Annotated in this window: 19 protein-coding genes; 11 read left to right on the top strand and 8 right to left on the bottom strand. The window is 41.1% G+C overall.

What is annotated here, in order from left to right; all coding sequences use genetic code 11:
* Positions 1-12: 12 nt before the first annotated feature.
* On the bottom strand, positions 13-966 hold the full coding sequence (locus tag QMF37_RS15870) for a carbon-nitrogen hydrolase family protein (RefSeq protein ID WP_283478844.1): 954 nt from the start codon (positions 964-966) through the stop codon (positions 13-15).
* Positions 967-1,247: 281 nt separating this feature from the next.
* Between QMF37_RS15870 and QMF37_RS15875 the strand changes: the two genes are divergently transcribed.
* Both QMF37_RS15875 and QMF37_RS15880 read left to right on the top strand, forming a co-directional pair.
* On the top strand, positions 1,248-1,643 hold the full coding sequence (locus QMF37_RS15875) for a (deoxy)nucleoside triphosphate pyrophosphohydrolase (RefSeq protein WP_071152745.1): 396 nt from the start codon (positions 1,248-1,250) through the stop codon (positions 1,641-1,643).
* Positions 1,644-1,687: 44 nt separating this feature from the next.
* Positions 1,688-4,582 (top strand): DEAD/DEAH box helicase, encoded by a 2,895-nt coding sequence (locus tag QMF37_RS15880; RefSeq protein WP_283478846.1) that lies wholly within the window; start codon positions 1,688-1,690, stop codon positions 4,580-4,582.
* Positions 4,583-5,025: 443 nt separating this feature from the next.
* Here the strand turns inward: QMF37_RS15880 and QMF37_RS15885 are convergent, their stop codons facing one another.
* Positions 5,026-6,012, bottom strand: coding sequence for a YhdH/YhfP family quinone oxidoreductase (locus QMF37_RS15885; protein ID WP_071152744.1), 987 nt, complete (start codon positions 6,010-6,012; stop codon positions 5,026-5,028).
* A 112-nt stretch (positions 6,013-6,124) separates the two neighbouring features.
* Here QMF37_RS15885 and QMF37_RS15890 point away from each other — a divergent pair, with 112 nt between their 5' ends.
* Positions 6,125-6,547 carry a MarR family winged helix-turn-helix transcriptional regulator gene (locus QMF37_RS15890; RefSeq protein WP_071152743.1) on the top strand — a complete coding sequence of 141 codons (423 nt, stop codon included), beginning with the start codon at positions 6,125-6,127 and terminating at the stop codon, positions 6,545-6,547.
* Between the two features lie 40 nt (positions 6,548-6,587).
* Here QMF37_RS15890 and QMF37_RS15895 read toward each other — a convergent pair whose 3' ends face one another.
* Positions 6,588-7,820 (bottom strand): AI-2E family transporter, encoded by a 1,233-nt coding sequence (locus QMF37_RS15895; protein WP_078080759.1) that lies wholly within the window; start codon positions 7,818-7,820, stop codon positions 6,588-6,590.
* A 367-nt stretch (positions 7,821-8,187) separates the two neighbouring features.
* On the opposite strand from QMF37_RS15895, the gene QMF37_RS15900 reads away from it, so the two are divergent.
* Positions 8,188-8,559, top strand: a complete 372-nt coding sequence (locus tag QMF37_RS15900; protein WP_283478848.1) for a DUF4181 domain-containing protein — start codon at positions 8,188-8,190, stop codon at positions 8,557-8,559.
* 49 nt (positions 8,560-8,608) lie between these two features.
* Positions 8,609-8,977: a DUF4181 domain-containing protein gene (locus tag QMF37_RS15905; protein WP_071152741.1), complete on the top strand. Its 369-nt coding sequence runs from the start codon at positions 8,609-8,611 to the stop codon at positions 8,975-8,977.
* 356 nt (positions 8,978-9,333) lie between these two features.
* Here the strand turns inward: QMF37_RS15905 and QMF37_RS15910 are convergent, their stop codons facing one another.
* Positions 9,334-9,918 (bottom strand): TetR/AcrR family transcriptional regulator, encoded by a 585-nt coding sequence (locus QMF37_RS15910; protein ID WP_071152740.1) that lies wholly within the window; start codon positions 9,916-9,918, stop codon positions 9,334-9,336.
* A gap of 157 nt (positions 9,919-10,075) precedes the next feature.
* Between QMF37_RS15910 and QMF37_RS15915 the strand changes: the two genes are divergently transcribed.
* A complete protein-coding gene (locus QMF37_RS15915; RefSeq protein WP_071152739.1) occupies positions 10,076-10,810 on the top strand; it encodes a glucose 1-dehydrogenase in 735 nt (244 codons plus the stop codon).
* Positions 10,811-10,857: 47 nt separating this feature from the next.
* Here the strand turns inward: QMF37_RS15915 and QMF37_RS15920 are convergent, their stop codons facing one another.
* Positions 10,858-11,454 (bottom strand): hypothetical protein, encoded by a 597-nt coding sequence (locus tag QMF37_RS15920; protein ID WP_078080758.1) that lies wholly within the window; start codon positions 11,452-11,454, stop codon positions 10,858-10,860.
* A 296-nt stretch (positions 11,455-11,750) separates the two neighbouring features.
* On the bottom strand, positions 11,751-12,095 hold the full coding sequence (locus QMF37_RS15925) for a hypothetical protein (protein WP_071152738.1): 345 nt from the start codon (positions 12,093-12,095) through the stop codon (positions 11,751-11,753).
* 88 nt (positions 12,096-12,183) lie between these two features.
* Between QMF37_RS15925 and QMF37_RS15930 the strand changes: the two genes are divergently transcribed.
* From QMF37_RS15930 to QMF37_RS15950, 5 genes are all read left to right on the top strand, one after another.
* A complete protein-coding gene (locus QMF37_RS15930) occupies positions 12,184-12,573 on the top strand; it encodes a DUF4181 domain-containing protein (protein ID WP_071152737.1) in 390 nt (129 codons plus the stop codon).
* Between the two features lie 5 nt (positions 12,574-12,578).
* Entirely contained in the window at positions 12,579-12,971 is a 393-nt protein-coding gene (locus QMF37_RS15935) for an RDD family protein (protein ID WP_283478851.1), read from the top strand.
* A gap of 265 nt (positions 12,972-13,236) precedes the next feature.
* Positions 13,237-14,454, top strand: coding sequence for a CynX/NimT family MFS transporter (locus QMF37_RS15940; protein ID WP_078080757.1), 1,218 nt, complete (start codon positions 13,237-13,239; stop codon positions 14,452-14,454).
* 206 nt (positions 14,455-14,660) lie between these two features.
* On the top strand, positions 14,661-14,963 hold the full coding sequence (locus tag QMF37_RS15945; protein ID WP_149456096.1) for a methyltransferase domain-containing protein: 303 nt from the start codon (positions 14,661-14,663) through the stop codon (positions 14,961-14,963).
* A 190-nt stretch (positions 14,964-15,153) separates the two neighbouring features.
* Complete coding sequence (locus tag QMF37_RS15950) at positions 15,154-16,212, top strand: LLM class flavin-dependent oxidoreductase (protein ID WP_078080857.1); 1,059 nt, start codon at positions 15,154-15,156, stop codon at positions 16,210-16,212.
* Positions 16,213-16,254: 42 nt separating this feature from the next.
* Here the strand turns inward: QMF37_RS15950 and QMF37_RS15955 are convergent, their stop codons facing one another.
* Together QMF37_RS15955 and QMF37_RS15960 are read right to left on the bottom strand one after the other, a co-directional pair.
* Positions 16,255-16,926 (bottom strand): HAD family hydrolase, encoded by a 672-nt coding sequence (locus QMF37_RS15955; protein ID WP_078080756.1) that lies wholly within the window; start codon positions 16,924-16,926, stop codon positions 16,255-16,257.
* 227 nt (positions 16,927-17,153) lie between these two features.
* Positions 17,154-18,092, bottom strand: coding sequence for a Gfo/Idh/MocA family protein (locus QMF37_RS15960; protein ID WP_283478854.1), 939 nt, complete (start codon positions 18,090-18,092; stop codon positions 17,154-17,156).
* Positions 18,093-18,360 lie beyond the last annotated feature (268 nt).

The raw sequence follows: 18,360 nt of genomic DNA on the forward strand, positions 1-18,360 counted from the left end.
AAGAAAGGATGATCAGTTGTTCCACACCACGTTTTTTTGCGCTTTCTCATTGACACTCAACTGAAAAACATCCGGTCTAGCGTAATGTCCCGATACGTCAAAATCAAACTGACTTTCGGCGATTTGGTCTAAATCGAGTTCGGCGTAGAGAATGGTTTCTTCTCCGTACACCGGCTCGACGATCAACTCCCCTAGAGGTCCTGCTATGCAACTTCCGCCACGAGACATTTCCTCTGGCAACTCTTGAAATTCAGCCCGTGACGAAATAGCTTCTGGGTACATTGATTTTGTTGAATACTGATTGCACGACAATACGAAGCAACGCCCTTCTGCCGCTACGTGTCGAACCGTTGACGTCCACGTATCCCGTCCATCGGCAGTTGGCATGACGTAAATCTGGATCCCTTTGTCATACATTGCAGCACGCGCGAGCGGCATGTAATTTTCCCAGCAAATTAACGCACCAAGTCGTCCGTAAGGCGTCTCGAAAACTGGCAATGTACTGCCGTCGCCTTGTCCCCAAATGAGACGTTCCGACCCGGTCGGTTTTAACTTACGGTGCTTGCCGAGCAATTCGCCATCAGGTCCATAAAATAAGACTGTGCAATACAGCGTGCCTTGGCTACCGTTCGAGTCTTTTTCGATGACACCGATTACGACGTAAGCTCCCGCTTGTCTCGCTGCTTTGCCAATCGCTTGTGTTTCAGGACCAGGTGCTGTGATGGAATTGTCCCAGTATTCACGAAAATCTTTGCGACCTTCCAAGTCACGGCTGCCAACCACTGCACCAAACGACATACCACGCGGATAGGCGGGGATGAATGCTTCTGGGAAGGCAATAATATTAGCTTGCTGCCTAGCTGCTTCTTGAATCAAACGAACTGTTTTGGCTACGCCTTTTTCTTTGTCCATGATTTCAGCACCGGCTTGGACGACGGCTACTTTGAATTTCGTGATTTTTTTCATGTGATCATCCTTTCGTATCTAGTAGGTGTTTTGAAAAATCCTAACTCGTTTAAAAAAAGTTTCGAATATACACAAAAAATATTCCATAAAATAGAAATAGTGGAAAATCGACTTGATCCAAAGCTGCATTATATATATCCTTGGTAAGAAGACATAACTTATATCGTAACAATTAAATCGTCTTTCTAAATCTGAATTTTGCAACAGTTAAATTATATCAAATTTAAATCAATCTATTACCACTGCTTTAACTTAAATAAAAATAAAAGTAGGTGAGAAAAATGAAAATAAAAAACATATATGTCGTTGGGGCAGTTATTAAAGACGGTAACAAAATCTTGTGTGCACAACGTGGAACGGAAAAAAGTTTGCCTGGTTTATGGGAATTTCCTGGAGGCAAAATAGAAGAAACTGAAACGCCGCAAGCAGCGTTGCGAAGAGAAATCCAAGAAGAAATGCATTGCCAAGTAGAAATTGGTGAACAAGTAGAACATACGGTGTATGAATACGACTTTGGTATTGTTCATTTAACTACGTTTTACTGCCAATTGGTCGAAGGAACTCCAGTATTAACAGAACATATAGCAATCGAATGGTTAGAAGCGCACGAACTCGAGCAGCTAGAATGGGCGCCAGCAGATATTCCAGCGATACAAAAACTAAAACAGCATGCTTAAGTTTAGAGATATAAAATTGGCTGAAAGAAAAGCGGGGGATAGGTATGAATTTTCTTCAGAATTTAGAAGACTCTCTATATAAAGGGTTTATCGACCAAGCAAAACCAAGTGGTGAACGTTTCAAGCCAACTTTGCTGATCAATAATACGAAAACAAATGACACTGTGTTGAATTCCATTACAGAAGAGTTAGATAGCTGTCAATCATTTCTCTTTTCTGTAGCATTCGTGACTGAAAGTGGCTTGGCGACCTTAAAAACGCATTTATCAGATCTTGACCGAAAAGGAATCAAAGGAAGAATTTTAACTTCGACTTTTTTAAATTTTAATCAGCCTAAAGTATTTAAAGAACTTATGAAAATCAATAATGTGGAAGTCCGGTTATCGAACATGAAAGGTTTTCATTCAAAAGGCTATATTTTTTCACATGAAACGCATCAGACGTTAATTGTCGGCAGTTCTAATTTAACGGCACAAGCCTTGCAAGTGAACTATGAGTGGAATGTCAAATTGAGTTCTCATGAAAACGGAGAATTGGTCCATCATTTTTATCAGCAATTCGAAGAGGTTTGGGAAAATGCACAACCGCTAACAGAACAGTGGATTACAAACTATGAACAATCTTATGTACCGATTGAATACCGCAAAGAATTAAAAAATATAGCTGAATTTCCCGAAGTGTATACTGAAAATCCGTTAAAAGAAGCCATCAATATCAAGCCGAACAAAATGCAAGAAGCTGCTCTTCAACAAATACAGTCAGTACGTGAAGCTGGAAATGACAAAGGTTTGGTAATTTCGGCGACGGGGACAGGGAAAACTTATCTATCTGCTTTTGACGTCCGAAGTTTTGCTCCAAAAAGAATGCTATTTATCGTTCACAGAGAACAAATTCTTCAAAAGGCAAAGTCGGACTTTATTCGAATACTGGGTGGAGTGGAAAGTGATTTTGGAATTCTTTCAGGAAATTTGAGAGAAACGGATGCGCGTTATTTGTTTGCGACGATTCAAACTATTTCAAAAGAAGCCACGCTCAATCAACTAGATCCGCAAGCTTTTGACTATATTTTGATTGATGAAGTACATAAAGCGGGAGCTAAGTCGTATCAGAAAGTCATCGAGCATTTCCAGCCGAAGTTTCTCATGGGCATGACGGCAACACCGGAACGAACCGATGATTTTAATATATATGAGCTATTCGACTATAACGTTGCGTATGAGATTCGCTTACAAGAAGCATTAGAAGAAGACATGCTTTGTCCGTTTCACTATTTTGGCGTAACCGACGTTGAGTATGAAGAAGGCGTGATTGACGAAGCGACCGTTTTTTCGAAATTGATAACAGAAGAACGAGTTGATCATCTTCTGCAAAAAATCAATTACTATGGACATTCAGGTGAAAAAGTGAGAGGGCTCATGTTCTGTAGCCGAAAAGAGGAAGCTATCAAGCTTTCAGAAGAATTGAATCGTAGAGGGTTAAAGACGGTAGCATTGACTGGCCAAAATTCGCAAGAAGAACGAATTTTACACATTGACCGGTTAGAGAATGGCATCATTGATTATATTTTAACTGTCGATATTTTTAATGAAGGAATCGATATTCCGAGTGTCAATCAAGTGGTTATGCTAAGACAAACACAGTCTAGCATTATTTTTATCCAGCAGTTGGGCCGTGGTCTTCGCAAGCACGGATCAAAAGAATTCGTAACCATCATTGATTTCATCGGTAACTATAAAAATAACTACCTCATTCCAGTCGCGTTGTCAGGTGAGCGTTCACAAAACAAGGATAATATTCGCCGCCGAATGAAAGACACTAGCTACATCAGAGGGATTTCCACAGTGAATTTTGAAGAAATTGCGAAAAATCGTGTGTTCTCAGCGATTAAGAAAAGTAACTTAAGTGATATGAAGATTCTTCGAGAAACTTATCTAGAGTTAAAAAATAGAATCGGACACATTCCACAGCTTCAGGATTTTATTCAGTACAACTCTATTGATCCGTTAGTGATTGTTCACAAATACACAACCTATCACCAGTTTTTATTGAAGTTGAAAGAAATTGATCCGCTTGTAACTGTTTATGAGGAACAGGTATTGACGATGCTGTCACTGGAAATTCTAAACGGCAAAAGGCTGCATGAGATCCTATTGCTTGAATTATTAGTGGAAAAAGACCAAGTCACGCGGGGCACTTACGAGCAATCTGTAAAATCCCATAACTGTACGGTCAATTCGGACACTTTTGCTTCGGTAGAGCGCATCTTAGGTTTAAGCTTTTTCAACCAAGGTCCACGTAAAAAATATGGCAATAAACCACTTGTGGTCTTTGGAGAAAGCAGCATCTATTTTAATGAAGATATTCAAGAAAGCTTAAAGAAGAATACGAGCTTCCGAAAAATGTTTGTTGATCTAATAGTGAGTGCTAAAGAATTGAGCAAAAGCTACGAATGTAATCGTGCTTTAACACGTTATAAAAAATACACGCGTAAAGATGCGTGCCGTTTATTAAACTGGTCAAGCGATGAAAGCTCCACGATTTATGGCTATAAAACAAAGCACGGTTCTTGTCCGATTTTTGTTACGTATCACAAAAATGATGAAGTAGAATCGAGCGTTGCCTATACAGAAGGCTTTATCAGTCCTGAAATCTTTAAATGGTCAACAAGAAGTAATCGCACCTTAGCATCTGGAGAAGTAAAAACCATTATAGATGCTGCGGAAAATAATATTGATCTCCATTTGTTTATCAAAAAGGATGACGACGAGGGTGGCGATTTTTATTATTTGGGTCAAGCTCTTCCAGATAAAGAAAACATCGAGCAAGCGTTGATGACGGATAAAAACCTAAAAGAAATCCCGGTAGTCCATATGCATTTAACGTTAGAGAATACTGTGGAAAGTAAGTTGTATCACTACATTACGAGTGAAGAAAACTGATTTTAACAGCAGCTCTTGTTAATGGAAGACACGTATTTAGATTCGCCACTGCCGGCAATGAGTACAGTAATCGGTGACTAGATACGTGATTCGCATGACTGGAAAGTAGCAGGTAACAAATGTGCTTACATAAAAAACTGCTGTCTCGTGAGTCTCTATAAGTACGATTAATGCTTGATTTTACTTTATTAATTTTTACTTTATCTCCATTTGAGAATAGGCTGATTGAAATGAAGGCGGCGACTCCTGCGGGAACAGCACGAGCTGGAGCCACTGGACTGAGTGGAGCGAAGGAAGCGGCAGAGGCCGTGCCCGCGGAAAGCGTCCGCCGCAATGAAAATTAGCCGGTCTTTTCGAGAACAATAAAAGGGCTGTCACCAAAAGTCATTTTTTATGACCTTTTGAGGCAGCCCTTCTTTTTTATGCTTTTTACCCTGAAAATCCTACAACTTCACAATCGTTCTTCCTAAATGCTGGCCGTTTTTAATCGCTTCAATCGTCTGAGGCAATTCTTCAAGCGTTACTTCATCCGTTAAAGTCGTTTGAGTGATGTTCCATTCGTTGGCCATCTTCTCCCAAATAGCTCCACGCTTGTGAATCGGTACGTTCACCGAATCGATACCAAGCAAGCTTACACCTCTCAAGATAAAGGGCAAGACCGTAGTCGTGATTTGCAAGCCACCAGCGTTGCCACACATGCTCATACTGCCGTCGTAAGCAAGTTGAGGAATGAGTACAGCGGCAACATCTCCACCGACTGTATCGACCACATAATCAAAACGTGTTTTGTTTAATGGCTTTTGTAATTCACCTAAGTCATCTGCGAAAACGACGTTTGTTGCGCCAAGTGATTTTGCGACTTCAACTTGGTTGTCTTTCCGAACAAGTGCCGAAATGTTTTGGAAGCCCATTTTCGATAAAATCTGAAGTGCGATACTGCCGACTCCGCCTGTTGCGCCGGTAACCAAAATTTCGGGATGGTTCGCTGCGTCCATCCCGCTCTTTTCCAACGCACCAATAGACAGTGCTGCAGTAAATCCAGCTGTTCCGAAGACCATCGCGTCCTTTAAGCTCAAGTTACCAGGCAATGGGACGATCCAATCTGCAGGGACACGTGCGTATTCTGAGAAACCGCCTGTGTGGCTCATGCCCATGGCAAAGCCTGTAACGATGACTGCTTGCCCTTTTTTGAAACGTGAATCTGTCGACTCAAGGATTGTTCCGCTCAAATCGATTCCTGGTGTCATCGGATAATTGCGGATCACGCCGGTATTTTTTTGAACAGCTAACATATCTTTATAATTGATGGAGGAGTAGGCAACTTTGATTAAGACTTCACCTTCTGAAAGTTGGTCGATGGTGACCTCTTCTAAATCATAAGTGACTTCAGTATTTTGTTCATTAACTCGAATTGCTTTAAACGGATTCATAAAAAATTGCCCCTCTCTATTTGTTGTTTCTGAAGAATAGTTCTGCAACAAAATTATTTGAATACAAAACCTAACATGATAAGATGAATATTGTCAATATGGAGGAGATTAAATGGAACTAAATGAGTGTATTAACTACTTACTGAGTATTAGCCAAAACAAGGTGTTTAAACACTTTAGCAAGCTATTAGAAGAATACGACTTAACCCCAGCTCAATACGGGGTGTTAAATTGTTTATGGAGAAAAGGCGAAATGTCTCCTAAACAAATTGGTGCCATGATGCATTTGGAAGCTTCGACGGTGTCTGGGATTTTAGATAAAATGCAAAAAGCAGGCTTTATCGAACGCTCAATCGATCCTGAAAACCGCCGAAACATTTTAGTGGCCACCACGAAAAAGGCGAAAGCGATTCAACAAGACGTAGAAGCAACGACTGAACAGCTAAATGAGTCAGTGCTGCAATTTCTCTCAGATAGCGATAAAGTGGTGCTAAAGAAGTCATTAGCAAGTATTATACAAGCTGATTTTTATTAACTAAAAGAGCTACCGAATCGAGGGATTCGGTAGCTCTTTCTTATCGTAATTTTCTTTTTAAGCTAAGCTGTTTTTTCTTTTTCTTTTCTGAAATGGGCGGCTCTGGTGCTGGATTGTAAGTATCCGCATATAATCCGGTGTAGGACTTGTACCAGGTGAACAGATGACTCAAAATTACTTTAAGGACGGCGTAGGCCGGAATTCCGAGGATGACGCCGAAAATACCAAAGAGATTCCCCGCAGTCAATAAAACCGCAATGATGGTAACAGGGTGAATTTGTAAATTACTGCCAAGTATAAGCGGTTGAATAACACGCCCTTCTAAAGTTTGTTCGATAAAAAAGACAATCAGTACTTTAACGAGCATAAACGGCGAATGGACGACAATCGCGATAATAACGATAGGAACGAAAGCGATAAAGGATCCAAGAAAAGGAATCAAGTTCAAAATGCCCGCCAGTACACCTAAGGTTAACGCGTATTTAAGTCCAATGATGCTAAAACCAATCCAGAACATCAGTCCAACAAAAAAGGCGACAATCAATTGTCCTCGGATATACTGGCTAATCTGTAAGTTCATTTCGCGCAACAACAGGTAGCTATGTTCACGCATATTCGAAGGCACGAGCTTCATAATGTGATAAGGCAAATGGTGGCCGTCTTTCAGCAAGTAAAAAAGAATAAATGGAGTCGTGATGATAGCGAGTAACGTTGTCGACAAGACGCCAAAGACACTACCGAGGCCAGTCACGGTCGTACCCACCACATTATCTGCTTGATTAGTAATGGACGTGGATAAGTTCTCTGTTCCTCCCGTTAGCTGCGTTTGCAGTTGTGACAGCAAATTACTCTGGAAAAAGCTATCGATTTGAGAGACAAAGGTATTCAAATAGTCTTGCCAGTTTTCCAGTAAGCTTATTGTCTGTTCTCGGATAATCGGAATCAATGTCGCAATGCCCCAAGCGAGCAAACCAGCAATCACTACAAAGACAATTAAAATACTGGCCGAACGTGGGAATTTTTTCGTTTCCATCCAATTAACGAGTGGATTAAGCAAGTAATAAAAGACCCCCGCCATGATTAATGGCAGCCCCATGACATCGAAAAAAGCAGTGAATGGCCGGAATATAAAACTAACTTTTGGTAACAGTAGCAAGTTTACTAAAATCAACAAAACAATAATCAGTATGGCTACCGCTTTGTTGTTCAGTACCCATTTTGTAAACCAGGAAGCTGCATGGCTAAAAGGATTCTTGTTTTTATCTTGCTCCATCATGTCCACCTCTTTCTCGCTAACTCTAGCTAGTGTCGTTTTGAAATTCCATTTCTTGTAGTAAGATTAAAATACCCGGATAGCCGATTTTTCACACTAAAAAGAATTTTTCTTTCAAGTTGTTTCTAGGTATGTTGAAAGTTTGTCGTAAATTTCTAACGTATTTGTCCACATGTGGATAAGTGGCAGAGAATGACAAAACACCATAGTTATCCCCGTTTCTACGTGAAATCATCCACATATTCAAGGTTAGCTCCAATCCCTAAACAACTTCGCCTTCACTATCCACTAAATTAAAGAACAGAAAAAACCGAAACCTCAATTCTTTTCGTTCGTAGAATAGACAAGCGATTAGGAGGTGCGAGATATGGATACAAGTTTTTTGTTTGTTTGGCTAGTCGTTATTTTCGGCTTTCATTTTTTAAGAATATTTTTGAAAAAGCGCTTTGGGATTGATAAAGAAGCACAAGCAGGAGTTCCAGTGAAGAGATTCGAGCGATGGAATGGGTTGCTGACTGTAGCTGCAATCATTGCCATAGCTTTAATGTTCCAAGGTTCATTAGAAAGATTTTTCTTTTGGCTATTTTTTATTTTTTTTGTGGGGAGTGCTATGCAAATTATTTTAGAATGGAAGTATTTAAAAGGATCTCGAAAGTATCAGGCGTCACTTCTGTACTTTTCAATCGTAGCAGTAACCTTGGTCGTTTTCATGACGATGGCTTTCTTACAAGTAAGCTAGTAGATGAAAAACTTTCAGGCAAATTGATTTTTTGAGGAGGTAGAGTGAAATGGAGACGTTAATTCTAATTGGACTTGGTGCTCTTCTGCTGTTTATTGGCTTCTTGCTCCAGCGAATAGAGAAAAAGCACGGAGTAGACCGAAAAGCAGCGCCCGTAAAGAAAATCGAGCGATGGGTAGGATGGATCCTTGTCACGAGCTTGATTGTACTTTTGCTTTTGTCGATAAACGAGGTAACGATCAATTACATAAATGTCTTATTGTTTTTTGGAATAGTAGCATTGTTCCAGACCGTTCTTGAATGGGGTTATGTTAGAAATACGCAACGATCTGTTATTAGCTTGGTTTTAAATCTTGTTTTTTTGTTGTCGCTAGTTGGGTTGGTTGAAGTTGTGAAATGGACGATTGCGAACTTTTAAAAGAGATCTCGCTATGACGAAAGAATAAGCACAAGTCAGTAGAGAATAAATATTCTTTTCTCTTGTTTATACCGGATTCTGCGCTCCAGTCGGTCGCTTTCCGCGGGCTTGCCCCAAACTAACTCTGGCTAATCGCCCGAGTGGATTTCATCGCTTCGTTATCTCGCAGGAGCACCTCTTTGCCCTTTGGATCCTGGAGTGTGGAGGCTACACGTATTCAGCATCTCTAAGTAAGGAACGGATAAATAGTTTGCTCTCTTTGATTAAAGCCGCCTGCTTCTAAGCGGGCTGAGCCCACGGAAAGTGAAGTGGTCAGCTCGCTTGGAAGTATACACTACTATTCATTCTCATGTGGACTAGTTATCCAACACTACCGAACCGTCATACATTTTGCCATGAAGTTTCGCAAGTTTACCCGCCATGGTTTTGGGAGAATCTTTAAAATCTTGTTGGATCCAGTAAAAGAAAAAGCCTAAGCTGCCGTATGTCATAAAATAATTGAGTGTGGGAATTTCTAAGTCGCTCGTTTCTTCCAATTGTAGCTCTGTAGCAGATATTTGAACGAGCGTTTCACAAAACTGATTTTGTGAACCAGGCAGTACTTCTCCTCTAATAATCAACTGGAAGATAAATTGATGTTGATAAATGTATTCGAAAATTGGCAAATGACGCTGCACGTCGGTTGAAGAAAAGCGTTTTAAATTCTGAAAGCTCTTACGAAAATCACTTGCAAGATTTTCCAAGTGATCTGTCACGATAGCTGCGAGCAAGTCGTTCAAATCCTTATAATGTGAGTAGAACGTCACACGGTTGCAGTCTGCGCGCTTCGCGACTTCTGTAATAGTCAGTTGTTGCAGTTCTTTTTCTTGCAATAAATGCAATAAGGCTGTCTTTAACTTTTTTTGTGTTCGCAAAATGCGGCGGTCTTCTGTGCTGTTCACCTTATTTTCCTCCTCTTGTATCTAGAAAATGAAGCGATTTGTGAATTAAGTATGACATGGAATCTTTTCATTGGACAAACTAGATATTTATCTGTTAACTTACAAGTGTAGTTTAATTATGAATCGATTTCCAGCATAACCATAGGAGGAATAGAAAATGGCAAGATTACAAGGCAAAGTAGCAATTATTACGGGTGCGGCACAAGGTATGGGTGCATCGCATGCGAAGAAATTTATCGAAGAAGGCGCAAAAGTTGTAATCACGGACTTAAACGTAGAAAAAGGCGAAGCGCTAGCGAAAGAACTTGGAGACAATGCATTATTCGTTAAGCAAAACGTCACTAACGCAGAAGACTGGGCAACAGTAGTGGCAGAAACTGAAAAAGCATTCGGTCAAGTAGACGTATTGGTTAACAACGCCGGTATTACGATGGCAAAATCAATCTTACAAACGACAGAAGAAGAATACCGTCGCATTGTAGACATTAACCAAGTATCTGTATTCCTTGGAATGAAAACAGTCATTCCAGCTATGCAAAAAGTAGGCGGCGGTTCGATCGTCAACATTTCTTCTATGAACGGGATGGTTGGTGGAGCAATCGGTTACACAGATACAAAATTCGCAGTTCGCGGCATGACAAAAGCAGCAGCACTTGAATGCGCAAACTATGGTATTCGTGTAAACTCTGTACACCCAGGCGTTATCGCAACGCCAATGGTTGTTCAAGAAGATACAAAAGCAGCTGTAGAAGCATTTTCAAAAACAATTCCAATGAAGCGCGTTGCGCAATCTGAAGAAGTTTCGAACATGGTGTTATTCTTAGCTTCTGACGATGCAAGCTACTCTACTGGTTCAGAGTTTCTTGTTGATGGTGGACTAACAGCTCAGTAAAAACAAAATAAAAAGCCGTTACGCTGCAATTTGCGTAACGGCTTTTTTTATGTTGTTTTTTTGTTTACAAACAATACGAGTACGGGTCCAATAATTGGAATCCAAGCGAGTGATTTGAGTTTTGCTTGTGAGTAGAAATGATAGGTAGCATAGACGGATAAGCCCCATAGCACAAACCAGTCAACAGTCATAACAGATACCAGGCTTGATGCGAAAAAAGCTTCGCGGTAAGCAGCTAATGAAAACCCCTGGAATAATGTCAGGCCATTGAGTAACCAAAACACCATAAGCACAACCAGCCAAAAGCGGGAAGCAAGAAAGCGAGCAAGCCAGTCGGGAGTCCTTAATTTTCTATCAGCTTGTCGATTGCCAAAAGCGAAATACAGTAAGAGTGAAAAAGCACCAATACCGAAAGACAGCAGTGCAAACGGCCACGCCGGCCATTTTTGTCGATCATTGAGTAGCAGCAAAGTCAAAAAAACCAGTGGAAACAAGCCGAGCGCATTGAAAACGGCAAGCACGAGCGGATCAATGGCACCCAGGTCGCCACTGAATATGCTCGACAAGATTGGATCTGTTTCGCCACCAGGTGCTAGAAAAACAGCATAGCCGATTAGTAGTAGCCAGACAATCAAGAAAATCATGGGTAGCACTCCTTTTTAGAGTAAAGTTATTAAATGACTAGTTAAGTTGAATAAAAGAAAACGTTTTCTACACCGCTTCGGGCGCTTTGGGCATGGCTCCCGCAAGAAGCCAGGCAAAGTTCGCCTGGCTTCTTACTTCGCCGAGCCCATGGACGCGCGGTCCTGTCGCGCCAGAGGCATGAATCATATCCTGTGGGCCCGAAAGTACAGCTGTTTTGCAGAATATCAACAAGTGGAAATCATTCGTTCAACCTATGTAGTTCCCTTAAAAAGTTATGGACAAACGAACGAGTGGTTTAGCTAGCATGGAAAAAAACCATAAGGACAAACAAACCGAGAATTAGTAAGCTTCTGACTTTACTAGCTTTCCATGTGACAATGCTTGAACCAATGCCACCTATAATCAGTAACACAAGGCCCATTGTTTTGATCATGGGAACAGCAAAGGTATCACTGAATTCGATAAGAAAAGCCCCTAAAGCAAAAGAGCCCATACTTACTAGAAATTTTGGCGATGTAAAATCAGACTTCACAGACTGTTGGTCAGTCGCGTTCATTTTGAAATAAGCCCATGTCATCATTGCAATGGGTACACCAAACGCAATGAGGAAAGTGACAAGTGAATCTGTATCCGTCTCCAATGCATATGCCTCCAATCACGTAGAAAAATAAGTAGCAGGTGAAATCGTCTCTTTTGTAGAATTTTAACAGGTAGAGGAGTGCTTGCATATGGAAGTTGTGATGTATATGGGGTTATTTGTTCTTGTCATTTCTTATTTTCTTTTCTCGGACGTATATTTAAAGAAAAAGCGTGGAATCAAAAGAGGTTCGAGAAGTATTTTTCACGAAAACAAAAATCGTTACGTACTGATTTTGCAAGGAGTTATTTTCATCGGTTTTATTTACGCGTGTATGTATCTAGTTGCAGAACTAGATTTTACAGAACTTTCTTTAGCTGTCCAGATCAGTCCTTTAGCAGGTCTCTTTGTTCTCCAAACAGTTGTTACAGGGCTTGAAGAGTGGGTACTCCATAGAGACAAAGAGCGCTATTGGTATGATTGGACTGAAACAGTATTTGTTGGGCTAATTTTTGCTTTATTACTTACAACGGGAGGGTAATGACTATGTATAGGGTAACGAAAAAGAGAGCTAAAGCGTTGTTGATCGATTCGGTGATTGCTGCGACTGTGTCATTGGGCGCAGAACTGTTATTAAAAAAGAGAATAAAAAGTCCGTTTTTTCACCAGATAGTTTCGCCTTCATTAGTTTTCTGGGGGCTTGAGTATGCGCAGCTACGAGTGAACGGGCAAACAGTCGGACAGAAAGCGATAGGCATTGCGTTAAAAGATGAAGCCGGTGGTGAGCTAAGCGCAGAACAAATTCTCAAACACATCGTGCACCGAGATACGATAAGTGCCTTCATGTATGTGAAAAATCGAGCACGCTACGATAGTTACAAAGGTGAAAAATACCCACATGATCTTTATGCGCACACAGTCGTTAAAGAAGTAGATTGACGGTCATCTCTCCTTATTCAAGGAGAGATTTTTTTGTTTTGAAAATGATATTGCAAGATACAAGACATAATCTACCGGCATATCCTACTCGTTTGATTTGTGAGAATATATTCTATCGATATACAATCTTGTTTTTTAGCGCTACAATATCCAAGGTGCTAGTCATTCCATCATTTTTTAACGGGTGACAAGTGCAAACGTATACGTCAAAACGATGAACTAGATGGTTCGAAAGAATATAAAAGTAAGCTGCTGGAGGATTTGTATGAAGAAACAAACAGAAATAAACAATACTGAAAAAGCTGGATGGGTCTTGTTGATTGGTATTGTGTTAATTGGAGCAAATTTACGTGTGCCGATCACGTCGGTGGGTACATTAATGTCATTTATCCGTGAAGATCTTGCTATAAGCAATGCGGTCGCAGGATTGGTTACGACATTGCCTTTAATCGCTTTTGCTGTGCTTTCTCCCTTTGCACCGAAAATCGCAAACCGTATCGGCATGCAATGGACAATCGCCTTATCCATGGTGTTTCTAATTATCGGAATTGCCATAAGGTCTGTAACGGGAATTGGTTTTCTGTTTATCGGAACACTTCTCATCGGATTGGCGATTTCTATAGGAAATGTGTTGATCCCGGGAATTATCAAAATGAATTTTCCCTATCGAATCGGCGTCATGACGGGGATATACGCAGTCTTTATGAATATATTCGGTGCGTTAGGCTCTGGTTTAAGTGTACCGATTTCTGGTATCGGTAATATGGGGTGGCAAGGTGCGCTTGGGGTTTGGGGAATACTTGCCACCATAGCCTTAATCGTGTGGCTTCCGCAATTGCGCAAACAGCAAGGAGCCGTGTCAAAAGCACCGATACAACCAAAACAAAAAACCAAGTTATGGCGATCCCCGCTTGCTTGGAGTGTCACTCTTTTTATGGGAGGACAGTCTTTAGTCTTTTATACCTTAGTCGCCTGGATGCCAGATATACTGAACACGATTGGGTACAATGCCGGTTCTGCCGGATGGATGGTCTTTCTAATGCAAGCGGCCATTATTCCGACTACGTTCGTAGTTCCCGTGATTGCTGAGAAGTTAAAAAATCAAGTCGGTCTTGCGATTGCTACAGCTTTGTTGTTTATGACCGGATTTTCGGGCTTGCTTTTTGGGAGTATGATGTTGGTGCCGTTGTGGGCCGTGTGTCTTGGAGTTGCTGGGGGAAGTGGATTTAGTCTTTCGATGATATTCTTTACACTAAGAACGAAAGATGCAAAAGAAGCAGTGGAATTGTCAGGGATGGCTCAATCATTTGGTTATATGCTGGCAGCTATTGGTCCTGTTTTTGCAGGTGTCTTGTACGATATCGGCAGCGGTTGGACATTGCCACTGCTATTCTTGATGTTGATATCTATTGTTATCTTGATTGCAGGGATCATCTCCGGTAAAGAAGGCACAATAGCAGAACGAGCTAAAATAGTAGCATAAATGCACGATAAGCTTTTATCACTCGACTTTCCTATCATAAGGAAAGTCTTTTTTTATGGATAAAACGAAATAAAGCAGCATTCTTCTACAATCTTCTTGCCAAGTTATATAATGATAAAAAAGCGAAAGGGTGATTCGCGTGAAACTGTACAAGGACTTGGCCAACTGGTGGCCGCAATGCTTTTTACTTTAAAAAGTTTTTTTCAATGACTTTGACAGACTTGTCACCAAATATGTTGGAAGTGAGTCGGGAGTTGAACCCAGATTGCCTTCATATGCAAAGCGAAATGGGGATAATCGACGCAGGGCGCGATTTTGATTTGGTATTTATTCATGACGTAATTTCTTATTTTACGGATAAAAATGATTTACTCACGGTAATGAAAAATGCTAAAAAACATTTGAACTCCGATGGCCTGCGCTATTTGGAATGGAGCTACGACTTAGACACAAAAGACCAAGTAACGGAAGTCGAATACGCTTATCTTATGTGTGGAGAAGACGACTAGATTTTCAATGACTTTGACAGCGCAAAATGCGTGTAGTTTTCTATGGGTAACTAATAGGTAACGCTGGAATTAATGCTCATTTTGAACGCGTAATCTTTTCAGAGGAACCCGGTACCTATTTTGCGATTGCTGCTACACAAATAAAACAAAAAGTATAAATATGATTCAAGGAATAGAAAGGACAGTGGATATGGAACAGTACCGCATCAATCCAGACAAGGGCATGGAATTTGGTATTTATACGTTGGGAGATCATCTGCCAGACCCGCATACTGGGCAGCGGATTTCTGCAAGAGAGCGCATTCAAGAAATCATTGGCTTGGCAGAACTAGCAGATCAAGCGGGACTCGACTTTTTCAGTGTCGGTGAAAGCCATCAAGAATATTTTGCCACTCAAGCGCATACGGTGGTACTCGCGGCGATTGCCCAAGCAACGAAAAATATCAAAATCTCTAGCTCTTCTACTATTATTAGCACGTCAGATCCGGTACGTGTGTTTGAAGATTTCGCGACCATCGATTTGATTTCAAATGGCCGCGCAGAAATTATTGCCGGGCGAGCGTCGCGTGTTGGATTATTTGACTTGCTTGGCTACGACATCCGTTATTACGAAGAATTGTATGAAGAGAAATTTGAGTTGCTGCTACAAATCAACAAAGAAGAAACGGTCGATTGGAGCGGGCAGTTTCGTGCTCCACTACGTAGCGCACAAGTTATTCCGCGTCCGCTTACAGGTTCGCTTCCCATTTGGCGTGCGGTTGGTGGACACCCAGCAAGTGCGATTAAAGCGGGGCATGCGGGTGTACCGATGATGCTTGCGACGCTCGGCGGTCCTGCAGAAACATTCAAGCATACGATTGATGCTTACCGCGAAGCAGCGGAAGAAAGTGGCTTTAGTCCCTCTAAGTTACCTGTTGCGACTGCTGGATTTTTTAACGTGGCCGCAACAACTCAACAAGCCATGGAAGAAGTTTATCCACATGTGGATAAAGGGATGCGAAAAACCAATGGACAAGGTTACCCACAAGCCGCATTCATGCACGGTGCACAAATGGATAGCGTCATGAACATCGGCAGTCCCCAGCAAATTATCGAAAAAATCCTTTACCAACATGAACTGTTTGGTCATCAACGCTATATCGCGCAAATGGATTTTGGTGGCGTGCCGATTGACCGTTTAAAACGCAATATCGATTTGATCGGGACAGAAATTTTGCCAGCGATTCGGAAATATACGATGAAAAAATAAAAAGATGGTTCAGGCATTGTGCCTGAACCATTTTTTCGAATGTTACTGTTTTACTTTTATCGTCGCTACAAAATCTAAAAGATCTTTCAATGGCATATCCGCCATCGAATCCAGGCGGTGCTCTACGTGACCAAAATTCATTGTGCTTGTGATTTTGTTCGGCACCACTACACAACTCATACCCGCGCGTTTTGCCGCTGTGGCACCATGAGCCGAGTCTTCAAAAACAAGACATGTCTCAGGAGCTAAATCCAAATGCTCGGCTGCTTGTAGATATAAAGCAGGATCGGGTTTTACTTTTTCAACATGGTCCGATGTTCGGATACACTGAAAGTAATCATACAGATCTAGGCGTTTTAAATGACCCGAAACCCAGTGATAACTAGAACTCGATGCCAAACCAATTCTCAAATCCATTTCTTTTGCTGTTTCCAAGTACTCAACGACACCATCGCGTGGTTTTTCTTTAGACAAAACAGAAAGAAATCTTTCTTTATATTGTTTGTTTAGTAACTCATGTTCTACGGGCTTCCCAATTTGCTGCTCCATATAATGGAACGGTGAAAACGAACCATCTGTACCTACTTCATTTTGCCACATACCTAGTGGCAATTCGCTATTATACTCGGCAAACATTTCTTGAAGAAGTTGATACTGATGCGTTTCTGTGTCAAAAATCAATCCGTCAAAATCAAATATAATTCCATTTATCATAAGGCACGTCCTTTGCTATTTAATTGAATAAGCTATTCTTCAAAATTAAAGCTACTCTATATCTTCTGCTATATGTCTAAATACAACATACTCAGAAGAAAGTGCGAAAGGCGGCGACTCCAGGGGGAACAGGACGAGCTGAAGACCCTGGACTGAGCGGAGCGAGGGAAGCGGCTGAAGCCGGCCCCCCGGAAAGCGTCCGCCTGGAGCGCTTTCTTCTTTGCTCTCTACGCCAACAACTTCGTCACTTCACGAGAAATAGCATGTGTGTTGATCGTTGATTCTAACTGCTCGTTTTTCACGCAGCTGATAAACTCTGCCAACTCATAATACATCGAGTCAAAATCATGCGCTATAGACAAGTCTTCAGTCTGCCCGTCTCTATACTTAATGAAGATATTTTTCGGATCACTGATGCGATCAATTTCAATGGTGCCATTCTCGCCTTGAATTTCACTTGGCAGAAAAGAATCCGAAATCTTCGAATACATAATAACTGCTTCCATATCCGCATAATTCCAAATCATGCTGCCTTGCCCATCGGCACCTGTCGATAATAGTAATTGATTTTTCATTGCAGAATCAGGGACACCAACCAAATGAATAATCGGCGCGATGCAATAAACGCCTAAATCCATTTTAGAACCATTGCCAAGTTCGGGCTTAAAGGCATTTTCAATAATGCCATTTTTGTATTTATCGTAACGTGAAGAATATTGGTTGTAATGAAACACAAAACGACGAATCGGCCCAATTTTATCGATATTTTTCTTCAAGTTCAAAAAAGAAGGAACCAATGTCGATTTCATCGCTTCCATATAAGTTGTTTTGTGTGTTCTTGAAGCTTCAATAATTTGGTCCATTTCATCAATTGATGTAACAGCTGGTTTCTCACAAAGAACATGAATGCCGTGCTTCATCGCCAATATGCTTTGCTCAGCATGCATAGCATTAGGTGACGCGACATAAACCGCTTCAATCTGTCCGCTGCTGAACATAGCCGCCATATCGGTATAGACGTTATCAATCGCGTATTTTTCCGCAAATGCGGTGCCAGTTTCTAACTTTCTGGAATATACAGCTCCAATTGTAAAGTCAGGATGCTCTTTAGCCGCTTTAATAAATCGGTCAGTAATCCAATTTGTGCCGATAATGCCAAACTTCATTGTAACTCCTCCAATATAAATATAGATACGATTCTCATCCTCTATTCTAACTTAAATATCTCCAAAAAGAGCGGGAGGGATCAGACTGTAGAAAAAGTCTCATTAAAGTGAATAGCGGTGTATAACTTCCAAGCGGGCTAACCACTTCGCTTTCCGTGGGCTCAGCTTCAGCCCATAGCTGTCAACTTAAGAAATAACGTGGAGTATGCCCATTAAATTTGTACGATATGGGGGTTTGAATTAGGGGAATATCGGAAATGGTGATAAC

The sequence above is a fragment of the Planococcus sp. S3-L1 genome (assembly GCF_030063085.1).
Taxonomy (GTDB): domain Bacteria; phylum Bacillota; class Bacilli; order Bacillales_A; family Planococcaceae; genus Planococcus; species Planococcus kocurii.

Coding starts and splice junctions, on each gene's coding strand:
- QMF37_RS15935 (WP_283478851.1), top strand. CDS start 12,579: ATGTATAGGGTAACGAAAAAGAGAGCTAAAGCGTTGTTGATCGATTCG.
- QMF37_RS15940 (WP_078080757.1), top strand. CDS start 13,237: ATGAAGAAACAAACAGAAATAAACAATACTGAAAAAGCTGGATGGGTC.
- QMF37_RS15870 (WP_283478844.1), bottom strand. CDS start 966: ATGAAAAAAATCACGAAATTCAAAGTAGCCGTCGTCCAAGCCGGTGCT.
- QMF37_RS15885 (WP_071152744.1), bottom strand. CDS start 6,012: ATGAATCCGTTTAAAGCAATTCGAGTTAATGAACAAAATACTGAAGTC.
- QMF37_RS15905 (WP_071152741.1), top strand. CDS start 8,609: ATGGAGACGTTAATTCTAATTGGACTTGGTGCTCTTCTGCTGTTTATT.
- QMF37_RS15915 (WP_071152739.1), top strand. CDS start 10,076: ATGGCAAGATTACAAGGCAAAGTAGCAATTATTACGGGTGCGGCACAA.
- QMF37_RS15895 (WP_078080759.1), bottom strand. CDS start 7,820: ATGGAGCAAGATAAAAACAAGAATCCTTTTAGCCATGCAGCTTCCTGG.
- QMF37_RS15890 (WP_071152743.1), top strand. CDS start 6,125: ATGGAACTAAATGAGTGTATTAACTACTTACTGAGTATTAGCCAAAAC.
- QMF37_RS15900 (WP_283478848.1), top strand. CDS start 8,188: ATGGATACAAGTTTTTTGTTTGTTTGGCTAGTCGTTATTTTCGGCTTT.
- QMF37_RS15880 (WP_283478846.1), top strand. CDS start 1,688: ATGAATTTTCTTCAGAATTTAGAAGACTCTCTATATAAAGGGTTTATC.
- QMF37_RS15920 (WP_078080758.1), bottom strand. CDS start 11,454: ATGATTTTCTTGATTGTCTGGCTACTACTAATCGGCTATGCTGTTTTT.
- QMF37_RS15930 (WP_071152737.1), top strand. CDS start 12,184: ATGGAAGTTGTGATGTATATGGGGTTATTTGTTCTTGTCATTTCTTAT.
- QMF37_RS15950 (WP_078080857.1), top strand. CDS start 15,154: ATGGAACAGTACCGCATCAATCCAGACAAGGGCATGGAATTTGGTATT.
- QMF37_RS15875 (WP_071152745.1), top strand. CDS start 1,248: ATGAAAATAAAAAACATATATGTCGTTGGGGCAGTTATTAAAGACGGT.
- QMF37_RS15955 (WP_078080756.1), bottom strand. CDS start 16,926: ATGATAAATGGAATTATATTTGATTTTGACGGATTGATTTTTGACACA.
- QMF37_RS15960 (WP_283478854.1), bottom strand. CDS start 18,092: ATGAAGTTTGGCATTATCGGCACAAATTGGATTACTGACCGATTTATT.
- QMF37_RS15945 (WP_149456096.1), top strand. CDS start 14,661: ATGACTTTGACAGACTTGTCACCAAATATGTTGGAAGTGAGTCGGGAG.